Annotated in this window: 17 protein-coding genes and 2 pseudogenes; 15 read left to right on the top strand and 4 right to left on the bottom strand. The window is 68.2% G+C overall.

All coding sequences use genetic code 11. The features are described from left to right. The first annotated feature begins 577 nt into the window (after positions 1 to 577). The 10 genes from ACLB9X_RS33430 to ACLB9X_RS33385 all read left to right on the top strand — a co-directional run bounded on the left by ACLB9X_RS33430 (position 578) and on the right by ACLB9X_RS33385 (position 6,873). Complete coding sequence (locus ACLB9X_RS33430; protein WP_410364183.1) at positions 578 to 1,051, top strand: DUF1348 family protein; 474 nt, start codon at positions 578 to 580, stop codon at positions 1,049 to 1,051. A 437-nt stretch (positions 1,052 to 1,488) separates the two neighbouring features. Beyond that, the gene (locus ACLB9X_RS33425) at positions 1,489 to 2,025 is read left to right on the top strand and encodes an ATP-binding protein (RefSeq protein WP_410364182.1); all 537 of its coding nucleotides are present in this window, start codon (positions 1,489 to 1,491) and stop codon (positions 2,023 to 2,025) included. A gap of 138 nt (positions 2,026 to 2,163) precedes the next feature. Then, on the top strand, positions 2,164 to 2,739 hold the full coding sequence (locus tag ACLB9X_RS33420; protein WP_410364186.1) for a TetR/AcrR family transcriptional regulator: 576 nt from the start codon (positions 2,164 to 2,166) through the stop codon (positions 2,737 to 2,739). A gap of 419 nt (positions 2,740 to 3,158) precedes the next feature. Further along, positions 3,159 to 3,452, top strand: a complete 294-nt coding sequence (locus ACLB9X_RS33415) for a transposase (RefSeq protein ID WP_410364185.1) — start codon at positions 3,159 to 3,161, stop codon at positions 3,450 to 3,452. A 124-nt stretch (positions 3,453 to 3,576) separates the two neighbouring features. Beyond that, complete coding sequence (locus ACLB9X_RS33410) at positions 3,577 to 3,870, top strand: transposase (protein WP_410364184.1); 294 nt, start codon at positions 3,577 to 3,579, stop codon at positions 3,868 to 3,870. A gap of 290 nt (positions 3,871 to 4,160) precedes the next feature. Further along, complete coding sequence (locus ACLB9X_RS33405) at positions 4,161 to 4,634, top strand: DUF1348 family protein (RefSeq protein ID WP_410364181.1); 474 nt, start codon at positions 4,161 to 4,163, stop codon at positions 4,632 to 4,634. Between the two features lie 300 nt (positions 4,635 to 4,934). Continuing rightward, complete coding sequence (locus ACLB9X_RS33400; RefSeq protein WP_410364180.1) at positions 4,935 to 5,102, top strand: hypothetical protein; 168 nt, start codon at positions 4,935 to 4,937, stop codon at positions 5,100 to 5,102. Between the two features lie 68 nt (positions 5,103 to 5,170). Then, positions 5,171 to 5,335, top strand: a complete 165-nt coding sequence (locus ACLB9X_RS33395; RefSeq protein WP_410364179.1) for a hypothetical protein — start codon at positions 5,171 to 5,173, stop codon at positions 5,333 to 5,335. A 108-nt stretch (positions 5,336 to 5,443) separates the two neighbouring features. Continuing rightward, positions 5,444 to 6,391 (top strand): pyridoxamine 5'-phosphate oxidase family protein, encoded by a 948-nt coding sequence (locus ACLB9X_RS33390; RefSeq protein ID WP_410364178.1) that lies wholly within the window; start codon positions 5,444 to 5,446, stop codon positions 6,389 to 6,391. 14 nt (positions 6,392 to 6,405) lie between these two features. Beyond that, the gene (locus ACLB9X_RS33385) at positions 6,406 to 6,873 is read left to right on the top strand and encodes a DUF1348 family protein (protein WP_410364176.1); all 468 of its coding nucleotides are present in this window, start codon (positions 6,406 to 6,408) and stop codon (positions 6,871 to 6,873) included. A gap of 228 nt (positions 6,874 to 7,101) precedes the next feature. Here ACLB9X_RS33385 and ACLB9X_RS33380 read toward each other — a convergent pair whose 3' ends face one another. Next, a complete protein-coding gene (locus ACLB9X_RS33380; protein WP_410364174.1) occupies positions 7,102 to 7,311 on the bottom strand; it encodes a transposase in 210 nt (69 codons plus the stop codon). 46 nt (positions 7,312 to 7,357) lie between these two features. Here ACLB9X_RS33380 and ACLB9X_RS33375 point away from each other — a divergent pair, with 46 nt between their 5' ends. Further along, positions 7,358 to 7,546: a hypothetical protein gene (locus ACLB9X_RS33375; RefSeq protein ID WP_410364173.1), complete on the top strand. Its 189-nt coding sequence runs from the start codon at positions 7,358 to 7,360 to the stop codon at positions 7,544 to 7,546. Positions 7,547 to 7,798: 252 nt separating this feature from the next. Next, on the top strand, positions 7,799 to 9,475 hold the full coding sequence (locus tag ACLB9X_RS33370; RefSeq protein ID WP_410364172.1) for an acetolactate synthase large subunit: 1,677 nt from the start codon (positions 7,799 to 7,801) through the stop codon (positions 9,473 to 9,475). A 191-nt stretch (positions 9,476 to 9,666) separates the two neighbouring features. Here the strand turns inward: ACLB9X_RS33370 and cynS are convergent, their stop codons facing one another. Together cynS and ACLB9X_RS33360 are read right to left on the bottom strand one after the other, a co-directional pair. After that, entirely contained in the window at positions 9,667 to 10,137 is a 471-nt protein-coding gene (cynS, locus tag ACLB9X_RS33365; RefSeq protein ID WP_142270050.1) for a cyanase, read from the bottom strand. A gap of 111 nt (positions 10,138 to 10,248) precedes the next feature. Continuing rightward, entirely contained in the window at positions 10,249 to 10,857 is a 609-nt protein-coding gene (locus ACLB9X_RS33360; protein ID WP_401481498.1) for a carbonic anhydrase, read from the bottom strand. Between the two features lie 124 nt (positions 10,858 to 10,981). On the opposite strand from ACLB9X_RS33360, the gene cynR reads away from it, so the two are divergent. Continuing rightward, complete coding sequence (gene cynR / locus ACLB9X_RS33355) at positions 10,982 to 11,890, top strand: transcriptional regulator CynR (RefSeq protein ID WP_410364171.1); 909 nt, start codon at positions 10,982 to 10,984, stop codon at positions 11,888 to 11,890. A gap of 327 nt (positions 11,891 to 12,217) precedes the next feature. Here the strand turns inward: cynR and ACLB9X_RS33350 are convergent. Further along, positions 12,218 to 12,836: pseudogene (locus tag ACLB9X_RS33350) on the bottom strand (IS5 family transposase). 302 nt (positions 12,837 to 13,138) lie between these two features. On the opposite strand from ACLB9X_RS33350, the pseudogene ACLB9X_RS33345 reads away from it, so the two are divergent. After that, positions 13,139 to 18,257 (top strand): annotated as a pseudogene (locus ACLB9X_RS33345) (DNRLRE domain-containing protein); the annotation flags it as partial. A gap of 298 nt (positions 18,258 to 18,555) precedes the next feature. Next, positions 18,556 to 19,014: a hypothetical protein gene (locus ACLB9X_RS33340; protein ID WP_410364170.1), complete on the top strand. Its 459-nt coding sequence runs from the start codon at positions 18,556 to 18,558 to the stop codon at positions 19,012 to 19,014. The last annotated feature ends 458 nt before the right edge of the window (positions 19,015 to 19,472 follow it).

The raw sequence follows: 19,472 nt of genomic DNA, 5'->3' as shown, positions 1-19,472 counted from the left end.
TGGTACGGCTTGCGTTCACTCACCCCACCGATTCCAGCAGGCCACCGGCATCGGACCGGCACGTTCCGCCTCCGTCCACACCATCAGGCGACACCAGAACAACTCATATACTCACGAACCGCCCACTGAACCAGGCCCGCTGACGCCAACTGCGCGCGGCCGCGGCGTCCTAAGCAGCACCGGTCTGGCCCAAAAGCCGCCACGAGATGACCTTGGAGTCCTGAAGGCGGCTGGTCAGGAAGCGGCAGGCGTCGCGAGGGTGAGCGGCGCCAGGCTTCCGTGCAGGGTGGCGTGTAGGGCGACTGCGAGTTCACGGGCCCGGTCTTCGACTCCCTCACCTCAAGCCTGTCCACAGTGGCTTGCCCCGGATGCGCCGCTCCACCGGGCGAGGCGTCTGCGCGCGATGGCCGTCAGGGAGAGGGTTGCCAGGTCGTGGTCCTGGAGGTCTTGCGCGAGAACCATCGTTCCCGTACGGTTTTGCCTGCCGGTGAGAACGTTCGTTCTCGCGACGGTGCACCCACGCCAACGGAACCCACACCCCGCCAGCGGCGATACCGACAGACCCGAAGGAAGCGACATGAGTCACGAACCGCGCCCCCCGTTCCCGCCGTTCACCCGGGAGACCGCCATCCAGAAAGTCCGCCTGGCGGAAGACGGCTGGAACTCCCGCAACCCGGAAAAGGTCGCCCTCGCCTATACGGTGGACTCCTACTGGCGCAACCGCGCGGAGTTCGCCACCGGCTACGACGAGATCGTCGCCTTCCTCACCCGCAAGTGGAACCGGGAGCTGGACTACCGGCTCATCAAGGAACTGTGGGCCTTCGACGGCAACCGCATCGGCGTGCGCTTCGCCTACGAGTACCACGACGATTCGGGCAACTGGTTCCGTGCCTACGGCAACGAGAACTGGGAGTTCGACGACAACGGCCTGATGCACCACCGCTACGCCGCCATCAACGAACTCCCCATCAAGGAGTCGGAGCGCAAGTTCCACTGGCCCCTCGGACGCCGCCCCGACGACCACCCCGGCCTGAGCGACCTCGGTCTCTGACCGGCCGCCCCCGCGCCGTGGATCCGGGCCCGACGCCGGATCCACGGCGCGGCCGTTCGTGCGTGAGGCCGTACCTGCGGCAGAGGCCGCCGCGTACCTGGAGGGCTTTGGGCTCAGGAGTCCTTAGCGGGCCCTGAAGACCCTCTCACCTGCGGTAAGCGTGGGGCGGTGCTCCGGATTTTCGGCAGTTCAGCGCATCCCTCTTGCGCCGAGAACGACCGTTCTATAGGCTGGTCTCAATCAATAGAACGATCGTTCTCAGCTGGAGGCTCACGACACTGTCATCGCTGGCCGGACGGATTGCCGGTTCGGTCGCCGCGAGTGCCGCAGGACCGCCGCCTGGGCCCTGACGCCGGCCCAATCCACGGCCGAGGGCAGAGAAGCTGCAGAACACGAGCCTGTTGATGCGGGCTCGGAAAGTTCAGGTGGGTGATCCCATGACTCTCTCGCACACCGCAATGCGACCCCCGCCGATGGCGCTGCCCTTGTCCGGCGAGCAGCCCCGGCCGGCCCCCGTGACCCCGGCGCTGGCCCATGCCCGTACGGGCATGCACCGGCACGGCATGATCGCCCTTCCCGCCGAGGAGCGCTGGGCACACGCCGCCCGCCACTTCGCCGCATCCCTGCTCGCCCGATGGGACGTCGTCCCGGAGGATCGGGACTCCGTCCTGCTGATCGTCAGCGAGCTTGCGGGGAACGCGGCCCAGCACGGACGGGCCGACATGATCGTGAGCCTCACGTTCGAAGGCCGCGCCGTGCGTATCGAGGTTGCCGACTCCGGCGCCACGGCGCCCTCGCCCCACCCTCGCTGCACCGGTGCCCCTGATGAGCACGGCCGCGGCGCGGGCATCGTCGAACTCCTGGCGGACTGGACCGAAACACTCGAGGAACGGGATCACCGGCGGGACCGCGCCGGCCTCCGCGTCGCCACCGCACCGGCTGAGCAGCCCCAGGCAGACCTTGCGCTCGCTTGAGTGGGCAGCGGGCAAAACGCCCGGCCCCGATCCGGGCAGGCGCATACGGCGTCTGGCCGGCCCGCGCCCGGGAATATGCCGTGCGACCGGGTGGCTGTACCGTAGGAGAACGACCGTTTTCGAGAATGGGTGAGCGAAGTGGAACCCGAGACGACCGAGCAGCGGATCCTTGACGCTGCCGAGGAACTGTTCTACGGCCGAGGCATTCAGTCGGTGGGAATGGATGCGATCCGCACCGCCTCCGGCGTGCCCCTCAAGCGCCTGTACCAGACCTTCCCTTCCAAGGACACCCTGGTCGAGGCGTACCTGAGGCGGCGGGACGCAAGGTGGCTCCGCGATCTTGCCCAGCACGTGGATACCTACGACTCACCCGAGCAGCGGATTCTGGCGGTCTTCGACTGGCTGTTCCTCTGGTTCAGCGAGCAGGGGTTCCGCGGCTGCGGCTTCATCAACTCCTTCGGGGAGCTGGGGGCGACGTCCCAGACCGTGGCCGACATCGCGAAGGCCCACAAGGATGCCTTCCGGCGATATCTTGCCGATCTCGTGGCCGCCGCGGACGCGCCCGCGTGGCTGACCGACCAGCTCGTCCTCCTCGCCGAGGGCGCGATGACCACAGCGCCCATCTCCGGGTCTCCAGAGCCCGCCCGTCACGCCAAGGACGCCGCCCGCACCCTGCTGCGGGCCGCTCACGCAGACGTGGTCACCGCTGCCTGAGCACGCCGTCGCCTTCACTCACAGCCCCGCTTCCGTTCCCTCCGGGGTGCCACCCAGTGAGCAGGGCGCACGTGAGGCTGGTCCTCGGTAGGGGCTTCTGGCTCTGCCCGCGCCGGTCGTCCACCGAGCAGGACCCGCAGCTACCGGCCGGCGCGCGGATGACCATGCGACTGCGGGTCGCGGCCGAACGCCGGATACGCGACGCCGGGTTCCACCGTCGTCCAGGCCGCCCGGGATCTGCACCTGTCCTGGCCGACCGAACGCATGCCTTCCGCGACCAGGCCCGTGAGGTCGTCGACGCACCTCGCCGGGGTCGACGTGCTGGGCATCGGTGAGACCCGCCGGGGCAAGCCGCGCTGGGAACAAGACCCTGACACCGGCAGACGGGCGGGGCACGCGATCGGTGGCACACCGGCTTCATCGACGCCCTCGGGGCGGGCGGGCTGCTGGGCCAGGTCGAGGACCGCAGCGTCGCCGACGTGCTGGCCTGGCTCGCCACCGCCCCGCTGACCTGGAGAAAGAGCATCACACACGTCGCCATCGGCGTGTCCGCCACCTACCGCGCCGCGATCCGCACCGGCCTGCCGCATACCAGGGTCGTGATCGACCACTTCCACGTGGTGCAGCTGGCGAACTGCCGAGGTCCGCAGCCGACGCGGACGAGCCACCGATGGGGAGTGGTCGGCCCGCCGGCGCCTGCTGCGCAGCCGTGAGGACCTCACTGACGAGCAGTTCGCGACGATGTGGAACGCGCTCCGCGAGGGGCAATCGGGTAGACCCTGCTGAGGACGTGGATCGCCAAGGAGAACCTGCGCAGCCTCCTCGCTCTGGCCAGAACTGGCGCCGACCGGAACCAAGTCGGCCAACCCCGCTGGAAGTTCCTCACATGGTGCGCGGATTCCGACATCCCCGAGATGCGGCCGCTCGCCGTCACCGTCGACCGCTGATGGCCCGAGACCGCCGCATTCGTCGACACCGGACAGCAACGCCAGGAGCGAAGGCATCAACCGTGTGATCAAGCGTGTCGCCCGCGCGGCGTTCGGCTTTCGCAATGCCGACAAACAACGGCTACGGACACGCTGCGTCACCGCTCGCCGGGCCCGCGGACACCTCCGCACCGCTCAACTCTGAGGAGCCGGTATGGGACCCCTCGTAGCAGTCGCCGATCGTGCCCGTCCAGGCAACCAGGGCCGAGGCCGGGGCCTGTTCAGGGCAGGCCCAGGACGAGAACTGGGCTGGACATCGTGCGGATCGGAATCACGCAATCGAATTCAGCAGCTTGCGCGAGAACCAACGTTCTACTATCGTGGAGGGCATGGAGAACGCTCGTTCTCTGCCTGGTCGGTCGACTGCCGCGATGCGGTTGCCGTCGAGGGCACCCACCTCCTTGCGTGGGCCCGAGTACAACCGAAGGAAGCGACATGAGTCACGAACCGCGCCCCCCGTTCCCGCCGTACACCCGGGAGACCGCCATCCAGAAAGTCCGCCTGGCGGAAGACGGCTGGAACTCCCGCAACCCGGAAAAGGTCGCCCTCGCCTACACCCCGGACTCCTACTGGCGCAACCGCGCGGAGTTCGCCACCGGCTACGACGAGATCGTCGCCTTCCTCACCCGCAAGTGGAACCGGGAGCTGGACTACCGGCTCATCAAGGAACTGTGGGCCTTCGACGGCAACCGCATCGGCGTGCGCTTCGCCTACGAGTACCACGACGATTCGGGCAACTGGTTCCGTGCCTACGGCAACGAGAACTGGGAGTTCGACGACAACGGCCTGATGCACCACCGCTACGCCGCCATCAACGAACTCCCCATCAAGGAATCGGAGCGCAAGTTTCACTGGCCCCTCGGACGCCGCCCCGACGACCACCCCGGCCTGAGCGACCTCGGTCTCTGACCGGCCGCCCCCGCGCCGTGGATCCGGGCCGGCCACCCGGTTGAGAGCCTGCCGGGTGGCCGTCGATCGGAGAGCGGACGCGGCGTGGTGCGTGCGCCCGACAGAGGACAGGCCTGAGGGAGTGGGGCGAGACTGTCACCGTCCCTTCAGGCCCGCCCTCTGGCTCTCGCAGCGAAGCCTGTGGCCTCGGCCAGCAGCGGGCCGTCGAGGCGCGACAGCCCGGGCGGGCCAGTCGGTCGAAGCGCCTGAAGACCCCTGGGCGGCATTGTCACCGACCTGCCCGGCCCCCGCGGCCAGGCCATGCGCCTGAACGTCTTCGCCCTCTTCACCGGCTTTGGCCTGGGCAGCCTCGCCTTCCAGGCCCTGCTCACGGCCGGGTTCACCGTCGCGCTCACTGCCTTCGGCGCCACTGCATTGCCCGCCGCCGCCGTCGCCGTCACCCTCTTCCGCGCCGAACGGGCGCGCTGACCGCGTGCGGACGCGACCGTGGCGTGCTCGCCGCGTCGGCAGCTACGCCGTCGCCCGCGGTCACGGCCGTGTCGACGACGGCGCCCTTGCAGGCCGAGCGCGACGCGGGTGCCTCGGACGCCGAGATCGGCGAGGTCGTCGGCCACCTGGCCCTGAACGTCCTGACGAACCACTTCAACCTCGCCAAGGTCGACAACGACTGGCCCGTGGTCACGCCGCGCTCCGCGGTCTGACCCGCACCCGCCCCGCCGGCCCGGCCCCACCCCCCGACCGGGGCCAGGCCGGCGGCCCCCTCACCCGCCGGTCGGCGGCATCCCCGACCGCCCGTGGAAGGAAGAACGATGACAGACCCGGCGCGTAGCACCCCGGTGGGCTTCCACGAGGGCGAGCTGGCCGTCCAGCGTCAGGCAGGGGTAACCAGGGACGCGGCACGGCTCTCCGGCATGCTGGCCCCCGCCCAGCTGCGCGGCGGCGTGGCCCGATTCCTGGCCGAGCGGACCTTCGCCGCGATCACCGCCCGCGCCATGGACGGCACGCTGTGGGTCTCCCCGCTCACCGGCCCGCCCGGGTTCCTCCACGTCGCCTCGTCGGCAGCCCTCGCCGTGCGGGCACTGCCCGCCGAAGGCGACCCACTGCATCACCTACCGGCGGCCCAGCAGGTCGGGCTGATCGTCGTCGAGTTCGCCACCCGCAGACGCCTGCGGATCAACGGCACCCTCTCAGCCACCGGCAGCGACGGCCTGCGCATCGACGTGGAGCAGGCATACGGCAACTGCCCCCAGTACATCCAGAGCCGGCAACTCCACGCCACGCCCGCGGGTATCCCTCGCGGGGAGCGGGTCCGGAGCGCCGACACCCTCGCCGCCAGCGACATCGGCCTGATCCGCCGGTCCGACACCTTCCTGATCGGTACCACCCACCCCGCCCGCGGCAACGACGCCTCACACCGCGGCGGTCCTCCCGGATTCGTCCGCGTCGAGGACGGACGACTGTGGTGGCCCGACTATTGGGGCAACAACATGTTCAACACCCTCGGCAATCTTCAGGCCGACCCCACCGCCGCCCTGCTCTTCTGCGACTTCACCACCGGCCGCACCCTGCACCTGTCCGGTCGGGCCGCCCTGGAATGGACCCGCACGGGCATCCCCGGCGACGACGACCGCACCGGCCGCCGCGTCCACTTCACCCTCCGCCATCTCGTGGCCGGCCGCCTGCTGCCGCTCCAGGCCGACACAGTTACCGCAGCCCCCGACAACCCGCCGCTGACCGACCAGCCCACCGCACAATGAAGGACCGCCCCGCCATGACCGACAGCCGCCCGCTCTTCCCTCCGTTCGACATCGACAGCGCCCTCGCCCAGGTCCAAGCCTCCGAAGACGCCTGGAACACCCGCGACCCGCGTCAGGTCGCCCTCGCCTGCACCGAGGACTCCGCCTGGCGTAGCCGCGATGCCCTCGTCACCGGCCGCGAAGAGATCACCGAGTTCCTCACCGCCAAGTGGGAACACGAACTCGACTACGTCCTGCGCAAGAGCCTGTGGGGCTTCCGTGGCAACCGGATGGCCGTCCGCTTCCAGTACGAATGGCACAACGCCGAAGGCCAGTGGTTCCGCTCCTACGGCAACGAACTGTGGGAGTTCGCCGACAACGGTCTGATGCGCCGCCGCGAGGCCAGCATCAACGACCTGCCCATCAACGAGGAAGACCGCCGCTACTTCGGCCCCCGCCCCGACAGCGAGCGCGGCCCCGGGCACGACCTCCCCCTCGCCTGAAACCACCGCACGTCCCAAGATGCCCATGACGGCGCCTGAGCAGGGCACAGCAATGAGTGAATGGCCATGACCCTCAGCTTTCGCACCATCGACGTAACTGGATACCGGGTGTCCTACCGGGAAACCGTTGAGCTTGGCGCACCGAAGCTGGCCCTCCTGGGCGGTTTCCCGTCCTCGTCGCACCAGTGACCAGGGACAAGCCCACCTCACCCCGCTTCGCTTCAGCGATCAGCCCCTCCAGCTGGCTTCGAGGACGTCGGCGTCTCTCCATTGCCGGAATCGGTTGTGGACGGTCGGCCAGGCACCGAACTCGCCCGGCATCTCCCGCCACTGCCGCCCGTCTTCACCGACAGACCAACCCCTCGAACCGCCGCGGTGACCGCTCGAGGTACGGGGGCGAACCTGCCGATCGGCAGGCAGCGCTCGATGAACTCCCATTCCAGATCCGTACGGCGGCGCCGGGAAGCCTGGCGTGGTGCCGCTTGTGCCACAACGTACCCACCTCGGCGACGAGTTCGGCGATCCCATCGGCCAGGCCAACAGGGACACCCCGCCTGCCCAGGCGGTCCGCGAGCACGCCACCGACGACCGCGCCACGGCGCCGCCGACGCCGCAGACCGCTGCGACGAAACCGGCGAAAGATGCCGAACAGCCCCGTTCCAGCGTCAGATAGAGCGACAGGAGGACCACTACGAAGCCGCCGAGTCGGTTCGACGAGCATGGTGGTCCACAGCCACCAGAACGCAGGGCAGCGCCGGCCTCGCATCGGCCACCTCGCACGCCATGCTCTAGGCGCCGGTGATCACGGTGTGACGGACTCGGAGTGCCCCCCGGCCAGCCGACGCGGTCCCCCACGCGACTGCGGTGGGTCCGGACCCGGAGGGAGGCGTAGCGTGGATACGGACCCCAGGGAAGGCGGCGTGCCATGACCGGGCCCAGCGCATCCTCAGACCGAGATCGGCACAGCGCAGCGAAACTGCTGGTCCGCTGCCTGGAGAACGAAGGTGTCCGCGTCGTCTTCGGCCTTCCCGGAGAGGAGAACCTTCACCTGACCCTCGCCCTGGCACGCTCCGGCATCCGATACATCCTGACCCGCCACGAACAGGCCGCCTCGTTCATGGCCGAGATGTACGGCCGGGTCACCGGTACGGCCGGGGTCGTCTCGGCCACGCTCGGCCCGGGAGCCATCAACCTTCAGCTCGGTGTCGCCGACGCCATGACCAACAGCACCCCCTTGGTTGCCCTGTCAGCGCAGGTCGGCCACAACCGCAACTACAAGGAAACCCACCAGTTCGTTGACCTGGTCAACATGTTCGCTCCCATCACCAAGTGGTCGGCCAGCGTCCCCAGCGCGAGCGCGATCCCCGAAATGCTGCGCCGCGCGTTCAAGACCGCCGAAACCGAGCGGCCCGGCGCGGTGTACCTGGCGGTACCCGAGGACGTCGACGCCGCGCCCGCCGCCGCCGAGCTGCAACCTCTGCCTCGCTACGTGGTGCGCGCCGAGGCGCCGTCGCCGGGCCAGATCGCCCGCGCCGCAGCACTCCTGCGCAACGCTCGCCACCCCATCGTGCTGGCCGGCCACGGCGCCGCCCGCAACGCCGCGGCCACATCGCTCACCGCTTTCGCCGGCTCCCTCGGACTGCCGGTGGCAACCACCTTCCATGGCAAGGGAGTCATTGCCGACGACCTCATCAACTCCATGGGCTCGATCGGCTTCATGCGCCGCGACTACACCAACTTCGGTTTCGACGCGGCCGACCTGATCATCGCCGTCGGCTATGAACTGCAGGAGTTCGACCCCGCCCGGATCAACCCCCAACGTGACAAGAAAATCATCCACGTGCACCGCTTCCCCGCTGAGGTCGACGCGCACTACTCGATCGACCTTGGCATCATCGGCGACATCTCGCAGTCCCTGGACGCGCTGTCGGCCGCCGTCTCCGACCGCTTCCGCGGGCCGGCCCCGGCCAGGTGCCGCGAAATGGTGCAAGGCGAGCTGGATCGCGGACGTGCCGACGGCCGGTACCCGCTCGCACCGCAGCGCATCGTTGCCGACACCCGCGCTGCTCTGGGGCGCGACGATGTCGTACTCGTCGACACCGGCGCCCTGAAGATGTGGATGGCGCGGCTGTACCCCACGTACGCGCCCAACACCTGCCTGATCTCCAACGGCCTGTCCGCAATGGGCTTCGCACTGCCCGGAGCGCTCGCCGTGGCCCTGGCCCAACCGGACGTCAAGGTGCTGGCCGCGGTCGGCGACGGTTCGTTCCTCATGCACTCCCAGGAGATCGAAACTGCCGTCCGCGAAGCCATCCCGCTTACCGTGCTGATCTGGGAGGACAACGGCTACGGGCTCATCGAGTGGAAGATGGACCTGACGCTCGGCGAACACCACGCCACCGCCTTCGGCAATCCCGACATCGTCCGCTACGCGGAGAGCTTCGGAGCCACGGGATACCGGATTGCCGACGCAGAGGAACTGCTGCCCACGCTGCGAACAGCACTGGACGACCCCGGAGTCTCCGTCATCACCTGCCCCGTCGACTACAGCGAGAACCTCAGGCTCACCGCCCGCCTCGGCCAACTGGACGCCGCACTCTGATGTCGTTCTGACTGATCCCGTGGCCCAAGCGAGCGCAAGGCCCCGCCGCCTCACCGCGACCCCATGTCGTGCTGGGGGCGCGGGAAGCGGCGGGGGAGCCCTGTAATGGTGGCCCTGGTCGCCCGAAGCGAATCGGCGTGCCGGCCCAGGCGCCTTATCGGCAGCGGTCGCCGGCACGGCGGACGGCTGGGTCAGAAGGGCTTGGTGGGCAGGTACTTGCCGTCCAGGGTGATCACCGCGCGCTCGCCGCCCTCGGGGTCGGCGACCTTCTTGACGTCGAGCTTGAAGTTGATCGCGCTGATGATGCCGTCGCCGAACTGCTCGTGGACCAGGGCCTTGAGCGTGGTGCCGTAGATCTGGACGATCTCGTAGAAACGGTAGATCGTCGGGTCGGTCGGGACGCCGCCGGGAATGGATCCCCGGGTCGGGATGGCCTGAAGCAGTACGGCCGCCTCCTCATCCAGTTCCAGCAGTTCGGCGACCGCCCTGGCGGCGGCCTCCGGCAGGGGATGCTGACCCAGAAGCGCGGCGGTGGTGAAGGCGACCGACAGGCCGCTGGCGTCGGCGAGCTGCTGCCAGGTCAGGTCCTTGCGCGTCTTGGCCTCGACAACCACAGCGGCCAGGGCCTGCCGGGCGGCAGGGTCGAACTGAGCGTGCACCATGAGGGTGTTCCTTTCCAACATGCCGGCCCGCCCTACAGCGAGCTCAGCGGAGTCATACGGTCAGGGGATCAGGCCGCCGGACGGCGGCCTGGACGAAAGGGCCAGGGCAGCTCAGGCCGCGAGGGCGGCGGAGCAACCCGTGACCGGGTCGAGCTGGTCGACCGCGCCGGTGGGGATGTCGTAGACCCAGCCGCGCAGCGTGAGGGTCTTCGCCGCCAGTGCCCGGACGACGCTGGGGTGCGTTGCCAGGTTTGCCAGCTGAGCGATCACGTTGTTCCGTACCAGGACGCTCACCTTGTCCTCGCCGGGCTCGGCACAGGCCGTGCGGACCCGGGAGGCCTCCGCGTGCCGCAGCCAGTGGGCGACGGCCGGCAGGGCGGCGAGGTCGTGCTCGTCCGCCAGGGCGGTCATCGCGCCACAGGCCGAATGCCCGCAGACGACGATGTCGGACACGCCCAAGACGGCGACGGCGTACTCGATGCTCGCCGCGATCCCATCAGCGTTCGGGGTGTAGGCGGGCACCAGGTTTCCGGCCGTCCGGATGACGAACAGCTCGCCCGGCTCGCTCTGTGTGATCAGCTCCGGTATGACGCGGGCGTCGGAGCAGCTGATGAACAGGGTGCTGGGCCGGTGCGTGGTGGCCAGGTGCTGAAAGTGCGCCGCCCGGGCGGGGAAGACGCCCCGCTGGAAATGTGCGACTCCCTCGGCGAGGTCTTGCATGATCACTCCTTTCGGCCAGTGCCCGACTGGTGCGGGTTGACGAAATCCACCATGCATGAACTGTGCTTATAGAGTCCAAGACGCCCTGAATATAAGATCTATTGGCCTCATCTATAGTGATGTCATGGGCTTCGAACTACGTCATCTGCGCTATCTGCTCGCCGTCGCCGAACAAGGCAGCTTCACCCGCGCCGCCGAAGTCCTGCACATCTCCCAGCCGACCCTGTCCCAGCAGGTCAGACAGATGGAACGCCTGATGGGCACGCAGTTGCTTGACCGTACGGGTCGTGCCGTGCGCCTCACCGACGCCGGCGAGACCTACGTCCACTACGCCCGTCGCGCCCTGCAGGAACTCGCCGCTGCTGAACGCGCCGTTCACGACGTGGCCGACCTCTCCCGCGGCAGTCTGCGCCTGGCGGTCACCCCCACCTTCACCGCCTACCTCATCGGCCCCCTCACCGGACAGTTCCACGTCCGTCATCCCGACATCACCCTGAGCATCAGGGAGATGACGCAGGACCGCATCGAGTCCGCCCTCCTTGCCGATGACCTCGACCTCGGGATCGCCTTTCGCGGTGCCCACCTGCCCGGCATCACCACGGACGACTTGTTCACCGAAGCCCTCAGCCTCGTCGTCGGCACCCACCACCCCTACGCCGACCGGACAGACCCACTACCCGTGCGAGAACTGGAAGGCCGCCCCCTGGCCCTGCTCAGCAGCGACTTTGCCACCCGCAGGCACATCGACACCTACTTCGATCAGCACCGCACCACACCGCGCATCGCGATGGAAGCCAACTCGGTCAATGCCGTCGCCGAAATGATCCAGCGCACCCCTCTGGCATCTGTGCTGCCCGAGGCCATCGCCCGGGATCACCCGCATCTGCGTGCCGTCCCCCTCGACCCGCCCCTGCCCGAGCGCACTGTCACTCTGCTCTGCCGCTCGGGCTCCTACCAAAGCGCTGCCGCCCGGGCTTTCACCCACCTCACCCGACAATGGGTCGCCTCCAGCGGATACTCCTCCTCCCCGTGAGGTCGCGGAGGCAGCGGTCGGTGGCCCATGGCGCAGGGACGCCGTCTGTCGAGCGGACAGGTCGAGCCGTGGAACTCTCCCTTCGTACGGCACGCCCTCTGATCGACTGGCAAGGCCCGCACGGCTCGCTCAGCTCTCGCGGTCGGTCACGGACGCTGCTGTCACCGTCGCGGGGACCAGCCGGCAGGACACAGGCCTGGAGTTCGGGAGTACCGGATCCGGAGCGATTTCTTGCGGCTTGAGGGCGGGCCGTGGATACGTGTGGCCACCGGGACATCTGATAGGCGAATGCCGCCTCGCCCTTCCCGGACCCGCTAAGACGTCGTCTCATTTGGTGAGTCTGCGGTAGCAGATGAGGCTGCAGGCGATGGCGGTGAAGGCCAGGAAGTGTTCGGGCTTGCGTTCGTAGCGGCGGTGCAAGCGGCGGCAGCCGCCCAGCCAGGACATCGTGCGCTCGATCGTCCAGCGATGCCGGCCCAGCCGGGTGGAGGACTCGATGCCCTTGCGGGCGATGCGGTGCCGGATGCCTCGCTTGCGTAGCCATCGGCGCAGGTGGTCGTAGTCATAGCCCTTGTCCGCGTGCAGCTTGGCGGGTCGTCGTCTGCGCGGGCCGCGGCGGGAGCGGATCGGCGGGATACCGCGCACGAGCGGCTCGAGCGCCTGGCTGTCGTGCAGGTTCGCGGTCGAGGATGAGGCGGTGCAGCTTCGCCCAGACCCTGGCGGCGGTCCACTCGGTGAAGCGCCGGTGCGCGGTCGGCCCCGACGGGCCGAAGACCGGCGGCAGCTGCCGCCAGGTGCAGCCCGTCGTGGCCACGAAGATGATCGCGGCCAGCACCTCGCGATCCCCATACCGCCGCCGACCGCCACCCTGCGGCCGCGATGGAGCAGGCGGAACCACCCGCTCGAACAGCTCCCACAACTCGTCCGGCACCAAGCGCTCAACTATCACCACGCCGTGCAGACTACCCAGCACCCCAAATGAGACGACGTCTTAGAGCTGTTCAACCACCAATACGGTGTCTTTGCTATTCCTTTACCTCTCTCTGGCCAGTTCTTGAGTGACCGCCTTGCCGGACACCGGGTCCTGCCCGGTGTGCTGGTGTGACGATCAGCGCGTTTGAGGCCGTCCTGGCCTCGCTGAACGCAGGAGTTCATACGTGGATGACCTTTGGGAGGAAGCTCCGGCGCTCACCGTCGGCGAGACTCTCCAGAGCTCGAAGACTGCGGCAGACAGCCGCAGTCGTTACCATGGTGCTGGCTTTCGAGTCCGCGCTGGTGATCGCTGAGACGGGGCAGGCGGTGGCGCTCACCGCCGACGTGCCGCGGGCCGTTGCCGAAAGCCCCACCTTGGGGCCGGCGCAGGCGCGTGACGCCGCGTCTGCGGCACTGATGGCACGCCTGCAGAACCGGCGAATAGAAGACCTTTCCGCCCGTACCGAGTACGCGACGGTGTGGCTGAACCCGGACGGTTCGACCACCGTGGAAGCTGCGGCCGGGCCGATTCGCTTCGAGGATAACGCCGGTGACTGGCGGCACATCGACGCGGACCTGATCCCGCAGACGGACGGCTCTGTCGAGGCTGCCTCGCATCCGCTGGGTCTGACGCTGGCGGGCAAGACGTCGGCGGCCACCGCCTCGAAGATCGAGGCCGCGGGGACCGAGCCGGGTGCCCCAGAGACGCCGGCGGTGCCGCTGGTGACCCTGGACGACGGCGACGGCAAGCAGATGACCGTGTCGTGGCGAGGCGCACTGCCCGCTCCGGCCGTTGAGGGCACCACTGCGCGGTATGCGAACGCGCTCACGAACACCGATCTCGTCATCGAGTCGACGCGTACCGGGTTCGAGCAGTTCCTTGAGCTGAAGGACCGCACCGCGATCGACGCGAACGGCTCGGTCACCCTCACGCTCAACGCCAAGGGTCTGAAGGCGGTGGAGAACGCCGATGACTCCGTCACCTTCATGGACACGGAAACCGGCAAGCCGGCCGGCCTGCTGCCCTCCCCGGTGATGTGGGACGCGACCGTCGACCCGCGGTCGGGCGAGCACCCGAACACCGCGAAGGTGGGGCTGACGGTCACCCAGGACGGCGACAACGTCGATCTGACGCTGACGCCGGACCAGGCGTTCCTTGACGACCCGAAGACCGCCTTCCCGGTAACTGTCGACCCGGCGGTGAACATCGGCGCCAACTTCGACACGTTTGTGCAGCAGGGCTACACCACAGACCAGTCGGCGGCCACGGAGCTGAAGCTCGGCAACAACGGCTCGGGGCAGGTGGCGCGTTCCTTCCTGCACTTCCCGATGTCGTCGATCACGGGCAAGCAGATCCTGTCGGCGAAGCTGAACCTGTGGAACTTCCACTCCTGGTCGTGCACGGCGAAGTCGTGGGAGGTGTGGGACACCTCCATGGCCTCCACCAGCACACGCTGGACAGCCCAGCCCAGCTGGAACAAAAAGTGGGCCTCATCCACCTCGATTAAGGGCTACTCGTCGACGTGCGCCGACGGCTGGGTGAACACGGACATCACCTCGCTGGCCGCCGCGTGGGCCGCCAACGGCAACGGTTCCAATGCCATGGGCATCCGGGCCACGGACGAGACCGACCCCTATGGGTGGAAGCGGTTCAACTCGGGCAACGCCGCGACGAACACCCCCTACGTCTCGGTCACCTACAACACCAAGCCCGGGGCAGCCACTCCCATCTCTCCGCTGTCCGGTGCCTCCACGAGCGACACCACGCCGACCATCACCGGCAAGGCAAACCGACGCCGACGGCAACACCGTCCGCCTCTCCTATGAGATCTGGACATCCACCGGCACCGCTGCGCTGCAGTCCGGCACCTCCGCGTTCGTCGCCTCGGGCACCAACGCGCCGTGGACGCCCACGACCGCCCTCGCACCCGGCGCCTACAAGTGGCGCGCCGCGGTGTATGACGGCACCACGTGGAACGGAACCTGGTCCGCCTGGCAGAACTTCACAGTTGATACCATCGCCCCAGCCACGACCACGGTCTCCTCGACCGCCTACCCGGCAGGCGCCTGGTCCGGCACACCAGACGGTTCAGGCAACTTCTCCGGCGAGTTCACCTTCACCCCGCCCAGCAGCGATGTGAAAGACATCCAGTACAAGCTGGACAGCGGCGCCTGGACGACAGTTGCGACCACCGGGTCCGCTGTGACGAAGACGCTGACCTTCACAGGCGGCCAGCACACGGTCACCGCGCACACCCGGGACGCGGCCGGCAACACGTCCGCGGACAAGACCTACGTCTTCTACGCCGGTTCCGGCGCGGCGCTGACCAGCCCGAGCGCCGGTGACCGGCCCGCCCGCCGTGCGGAGCTGACAGCCCAGGGCAAGACCACCTATACCGGCGTCACGTACCAGTACCGGCGTGGCGAGACCGATGCCTGGAAGAACATTCCGGCCGCGGACGTGCGCGTCAAGGCCGACGGCTCGGTGCTGCAGTCCTGGCCCACCGCCGTCAGCAACGGTCTTCCCGCCGCGCTGACGTGGAACATCACCGACACCCTGGCCACGGACGGCCCAGTGGACGTACGGGCAGTCTTCACCGACGGCACAGCTACCGACGCCTCCCCGGCCTCCACCGTCACTCTCGACCGGGAAGCCGGCATCGCGCCGTCGGAAGGCGTCGGACCGGGTTCGGTCAACACGCTGACCGGTGACTACACCCTGTCGGCCACCGATGCCTCCGCATTCGACCTTTCGGTCTCCCGCACCGCGTCCTCGCGCAGTCCGGGCAAGGGGGCCGAGCAGGACGGCCAGGCGGCGATCTTCGGCCCGCAGTGGACCTCCGGCACCGTCGCCGAGCTCACCGAGTCGGACTGGGCATCGCTGCGCAAGACCTCGGCCACCTCGGTTGGTCGACATCGACGGCGAGGAGCTCGGCTTCACCGCCACCTCCGGCGGAGGCTGGAAGGCGGAACCCGGAGCTGAGGACCTGACGCTGACCGGCTCGCTGACCGGATCATTCACGCTGAAGGACACCGAGGGCACCGTCACGGTGTTCACCAAGCCCGACGCGGCGGCCACGAGCTGGCAGGTGGCGACCACCGCCATCGACGGCCAGATCAACTCCACCACCACGGTGGTCTCCGAGACGGTCACCGTCGACGGCAAGGTGCTGGCCCGGCCCAAGCGGATCATCGCCCCCACCTCTGCGGCCAGTGCGGCCACCTGCACCGCCACCCCGGCGACCCCGGGCTGCCGGGCGATGGAGTTCGTCTACGCCACCACCACGACCGCGACAGCGGACGCCTTCGGTGACTACACGGGACAGGTGAAGGAGATCCGGCTGTGGTCCACCGAACCGGGGGCCACAGCGGCTACCTCCAAGTCCGTGGCGACCTACCGCTACGACACCAGCGGCAAACTCCGCCAGCAGTGGAACCCCACCCTGGCGCAAAGCACCGGCGTCGAGTACGCCTACGACTCCGCAGGCCGCATCACGGAGCTCACCACCGGCGGGCAGCTGCCGTGGACCTTCACCTACGGCAAGGTCGGTAACGCCGCCACCGCTGGTGACGGCATGCTCCTCAAGGCATCCCGCCCGGGTCTGAAGCAGGGCACCGCCGACGTCACCGAAGGCACCGCTGCCACCAGCGTCGTCTACGACGTGCCGCTGACCGGCGCTGGCGCCCCGTACCAGATGGGCATCGCGGACGTGAAGCAGTGGGGCCAAAGCGACGCCCCCACCGACGCGACCGCGGTCTTCCCCGCCGACGCCGTCCCCGCTGGCAACGCCGGGTCCCAGCTGACGGCCGGCGACTACAAGCGAGCCGGCCTCACCTACACCAACGCCTCCGGCCGCGAGGTCAACAGCGCCACCCCCGGCGGCCACATCACCAGCACCGAGTACGACAGCCACGGCAACACCGTCCGCGAGCTGTCCGCGGGCAACCGCGCCATCGCCCTCGGCGCCACCGCGGCCGACCGCACCGTGCTCGCCGACCTCGGCATCGCCGACCTGGCAACCGCGGACCGGGCGGAACTCCTGGCGACCCGCTCCGTGTTCAACACCACCGGAACCCGGGAACTGGAGGAACTCGGACCGCTCCAGCGGATCACGCTGACCGAGGAGGTGACCTCCGGCGGCACCACCTTCCCGGCCGGCTCGTCGCTAGCAGCCCGTTCCTGGACCGTCAACGAGTACGACGTCGGACGTCCCACGGACGGCACCGCCAAGGTCGAGGACCAGGTCACCAAGGTGACCAGCGGCGCCCAGCTGCTGGGCCACCCCGGCACCCACGCCAACACCCGGGTCCTCCAGAACGTCTACGACTGGGCCAAGGGCCTGCCGGTCAAGTCCATCCAGGACCCCACAGGGCTCGCCCTGACCACCACCGAGTACGACGCCCAGGGCAGGATCACCAAGCAGATCCCGTCCGGCGCCACCGGCACCGACGCCGCCACCCGCGTGACCACCTACTGGTCGGCCACCGGCACCGGCTCGTGCGCGGGCCGCCCCGAGTGGGCGGACCTGGTGTGTTCCACCGGACCGGCCGGCACCATCACCGGCGGCGGCTCCAACCCCACCGAGCTGCCCACCCCACCGTCGCAGGAAGCCCCACCGGCTACACCTACGACAGCGCCGACCGCCTCACCACCAGCGGCTACACCTACGACGCCTTCGGCCGCGCCACCGCACTGCCCGGCAGCGCCATCGGCTACTACGCCAACGACCTCGTCCACCAGCAGACCGCCGCCGGACGCCGCCAGACCTGGCAGCTCGACGCCAACCAGCGCCTGCGCTCCTGGACCGTCGAAACCGACTCCGCGGGCACCTGGCTGCAGGACCAGGCGAAGGTCAATCACTACGACGGCGACGGCGACAACCCGCGCTGGATCACCGAGGACACCACCACCGGCGCCCTGACCCGCAACGTCGAATCCCTCGGCGGAGACCTGGCTGCGGTCACCTCGGCCACCGGCGACACGGTCCTGCAGCTGACCACCGTCCACGGCGACATCGCCGTCCAGCTCCCCGTGGATCCGGCCGACGCACCCCTCGTCCTCGACTCCGACGAGTACGGCAACCCCCGCACCGGCCAGCCCGCCACCCGCTACAACTGGCTCGGCGCCAAACAGCGCTCGACCGAAACACTCACTGGCCTCACCCTCATGGGCGTACGCCTCTACAACCCGGTCACCGGCCGCTTCCTCTCCGCCGACCCGGTCTATGGCGGAGGAGCCAACGCCTACGGCTATCCCGGCGACCCCATCAACCAGTACGACCTGGACGGGCAGCGATGGGGCTTCGTCCAAAGGGGTTGGCAAGCCGTGCGTGGCTTCTTCAAACGTACGCCCACCAAATGGATGTGGTTCCGCAGGAAGAACGACAATTGGGTGATGCGCGATGGAAGGCCGGGGCTTCGCTGGGGCAACCATCAGAACCGCATCGAGTGGGACAAGTCGCACGGGTGGCACTTCAATAAAGCTGGATCCCGACGTCACTACAGGGTTTCGACTGGATTCCGTCACCTCGGCCGCCACTTGGCGATGAAGCATCGCAGGTGGTTCACGCGCCGATGGTCCTCGAACAGAGGACCTCGATGGTAGCCGCACCGAACTAACCCTTAGTGTGCTGGGTGGAGAGCCTTTCCCGGCTCTCCACCCGGCTTACACGCCCTCAAGAGAGGAGGCTGCCGTGCTGATCATCTCTGCCGGTAGGCGAAGTGACATGAGTGCCTTCTTGCAGTTGGTAGCGCAAAAGCTGCAAGACATGAATGCGCAAATCTTCATTGATCTATACAGTGACGAACCCATCACCGACACTGAAGCGGCCGCCGCGTTTGCATCACTTCGCGCCGCAGCTGACGCTGAAGAAGCGGGCACGGAACGTCGTCGGGGGTTCTTCCGCCTTAAGCGAGACAAGTACATGGCCCGTCGACTTGATGTCGCGGAGCCGACGCAGCGCACTGCGTTCACTTTGCTAGCCCATCGAGTAATCAACTGCGACGCCTACGTCGATGATCGGCAGGTCTTCGGAGTTGTGGAGGAAACAGGAGAGGTGTGGCTGGACGTGGACACGACGCAAGTCATGTCCCTCATTGAAGCTGCCCGAGCGGGGGGAGCCATAACACTGAGCTCTCGCCCGGTGGAGTAGGTGCTTCCGCTGGAATAGGGAAAATCGTAGTGGAACGTGCCTCGGTGCGCGATGGGACACAACAATGGTCTGCGGATCACCCTGTCATGGCGGGAATGATCGGCGGAACGATCTTTACACTCCTATTTGGAACCGTGTCCGATCTCGCCATAGAAGACATACTGATCGTGTTTTCAGCATTCGCCACTCTCTTCACTCTGACGGCGTTTAACGAGCGGCGCCACAGGAGGAAGTTGAATCGAACGAAGTAACCATCAGTGTGACGGCCCGCCAGCTTGCCTGGCGGGCCGCTTCTCTCTGAGCTCGACAGACACATTTCGTCCTCGCGACCACGGGGCCTCCCCCTGAGTGGTGGACACGCTGATACTGGATCTGCTTGATCCGGAGGAAGCGAGAACACCGCCGATGGCGATGAAGGACTACTCGGACGAGTTCAAGGCCGATGCCGTGGCCCTGTA

It is taken from the genome of Streptomyces sp. 5K101 (assembly GCF_046506645.1).
Classification (GTDB): Bacteria; Actinomycetota; Actinomycetes; order Streptomycetales; family Streptomycetaceae; genus Streptomyces.
This window is presented reverse-complemented; position numbering and strand designations above follow the sequence as displayed.

Coding starts and splice junctions, on each gene's coding strand:
- ACLB9X_RS33430 (WP_410364183.1), top strand. CDS start 578: ATGAGTCACGAACCGCGCCCCCCGTTCCCGCCGTTCACCCGGGAGACC.
- ACLB9X_RS33425 (WP_410364182.1), top strand. CDS start 1,489: ATGACTCTCTCGCACACCGCAATGCGACCCCCGCCGATGGCGCTGCCC.
- cynS (WP_142270050.1), bottom strand. CDS start 10,137: ATGGTGCACGCTCAGTTCGACCCTGCCGCCCGGCAGGCCCTGGCCGCT.
- ACLB9X_RS33370 (WP_410364172.1), top strand. CDS start 7,799: ATGACCGGGCCCAGCGCATCCTCAGACCGAGATCGGCACAGCGCAGCG.
- ACLB9X_RS33385 (WP_410364176.1), top strand. CDS start 6,406: ATGACCGACAGCCGCCCGCTCTTCCCTCCGTTCGACATCGACAGCGCC.
- ACLB9X_RS33380 (WP_410364174.1), bottom strand. CDS start 7,311: ATGGGAGTTCATCGAGCGCTGCCTGCCGATCGGCAGGTTCGCCCCCGT.
- ACLB9X_RS33405 (WP_410364181.1), top strand. CDS start 4,161: ATGAGTCACGAACCGCGCCCCCCGTTCCCGCCGTACACCCGGGAGACC.
- ACLB9X_RS33400 (WP_410364180.1), top strand. CDS start 4,935: ATGCGCCTGAACGTCTTCGCCCTCTTCACCGGCTTTGGCCTGGGCAGC.
- ACLB9X_RS33390 (WP_410364178.1), top strand. CDS start 5,444: ATGACAGACCCGGCGCGTAGCACCCCGGTGGGCTTCCACGAGGGCGAG.
- ACLB9X_RS33360 (WP_401481498.1), bottom strand. CDS start 10,857: ATGCAAGACCTCGCCGAGGGAGTCGCACATTTCCAGCGGGGCGTCTTC.
- cynR (WP_410364171.1), top strand. CDS start 10,982: ATGGGCTTCGAACTACGTCATCTGCGCTATCTGCTCGCCGTCGCCGAA.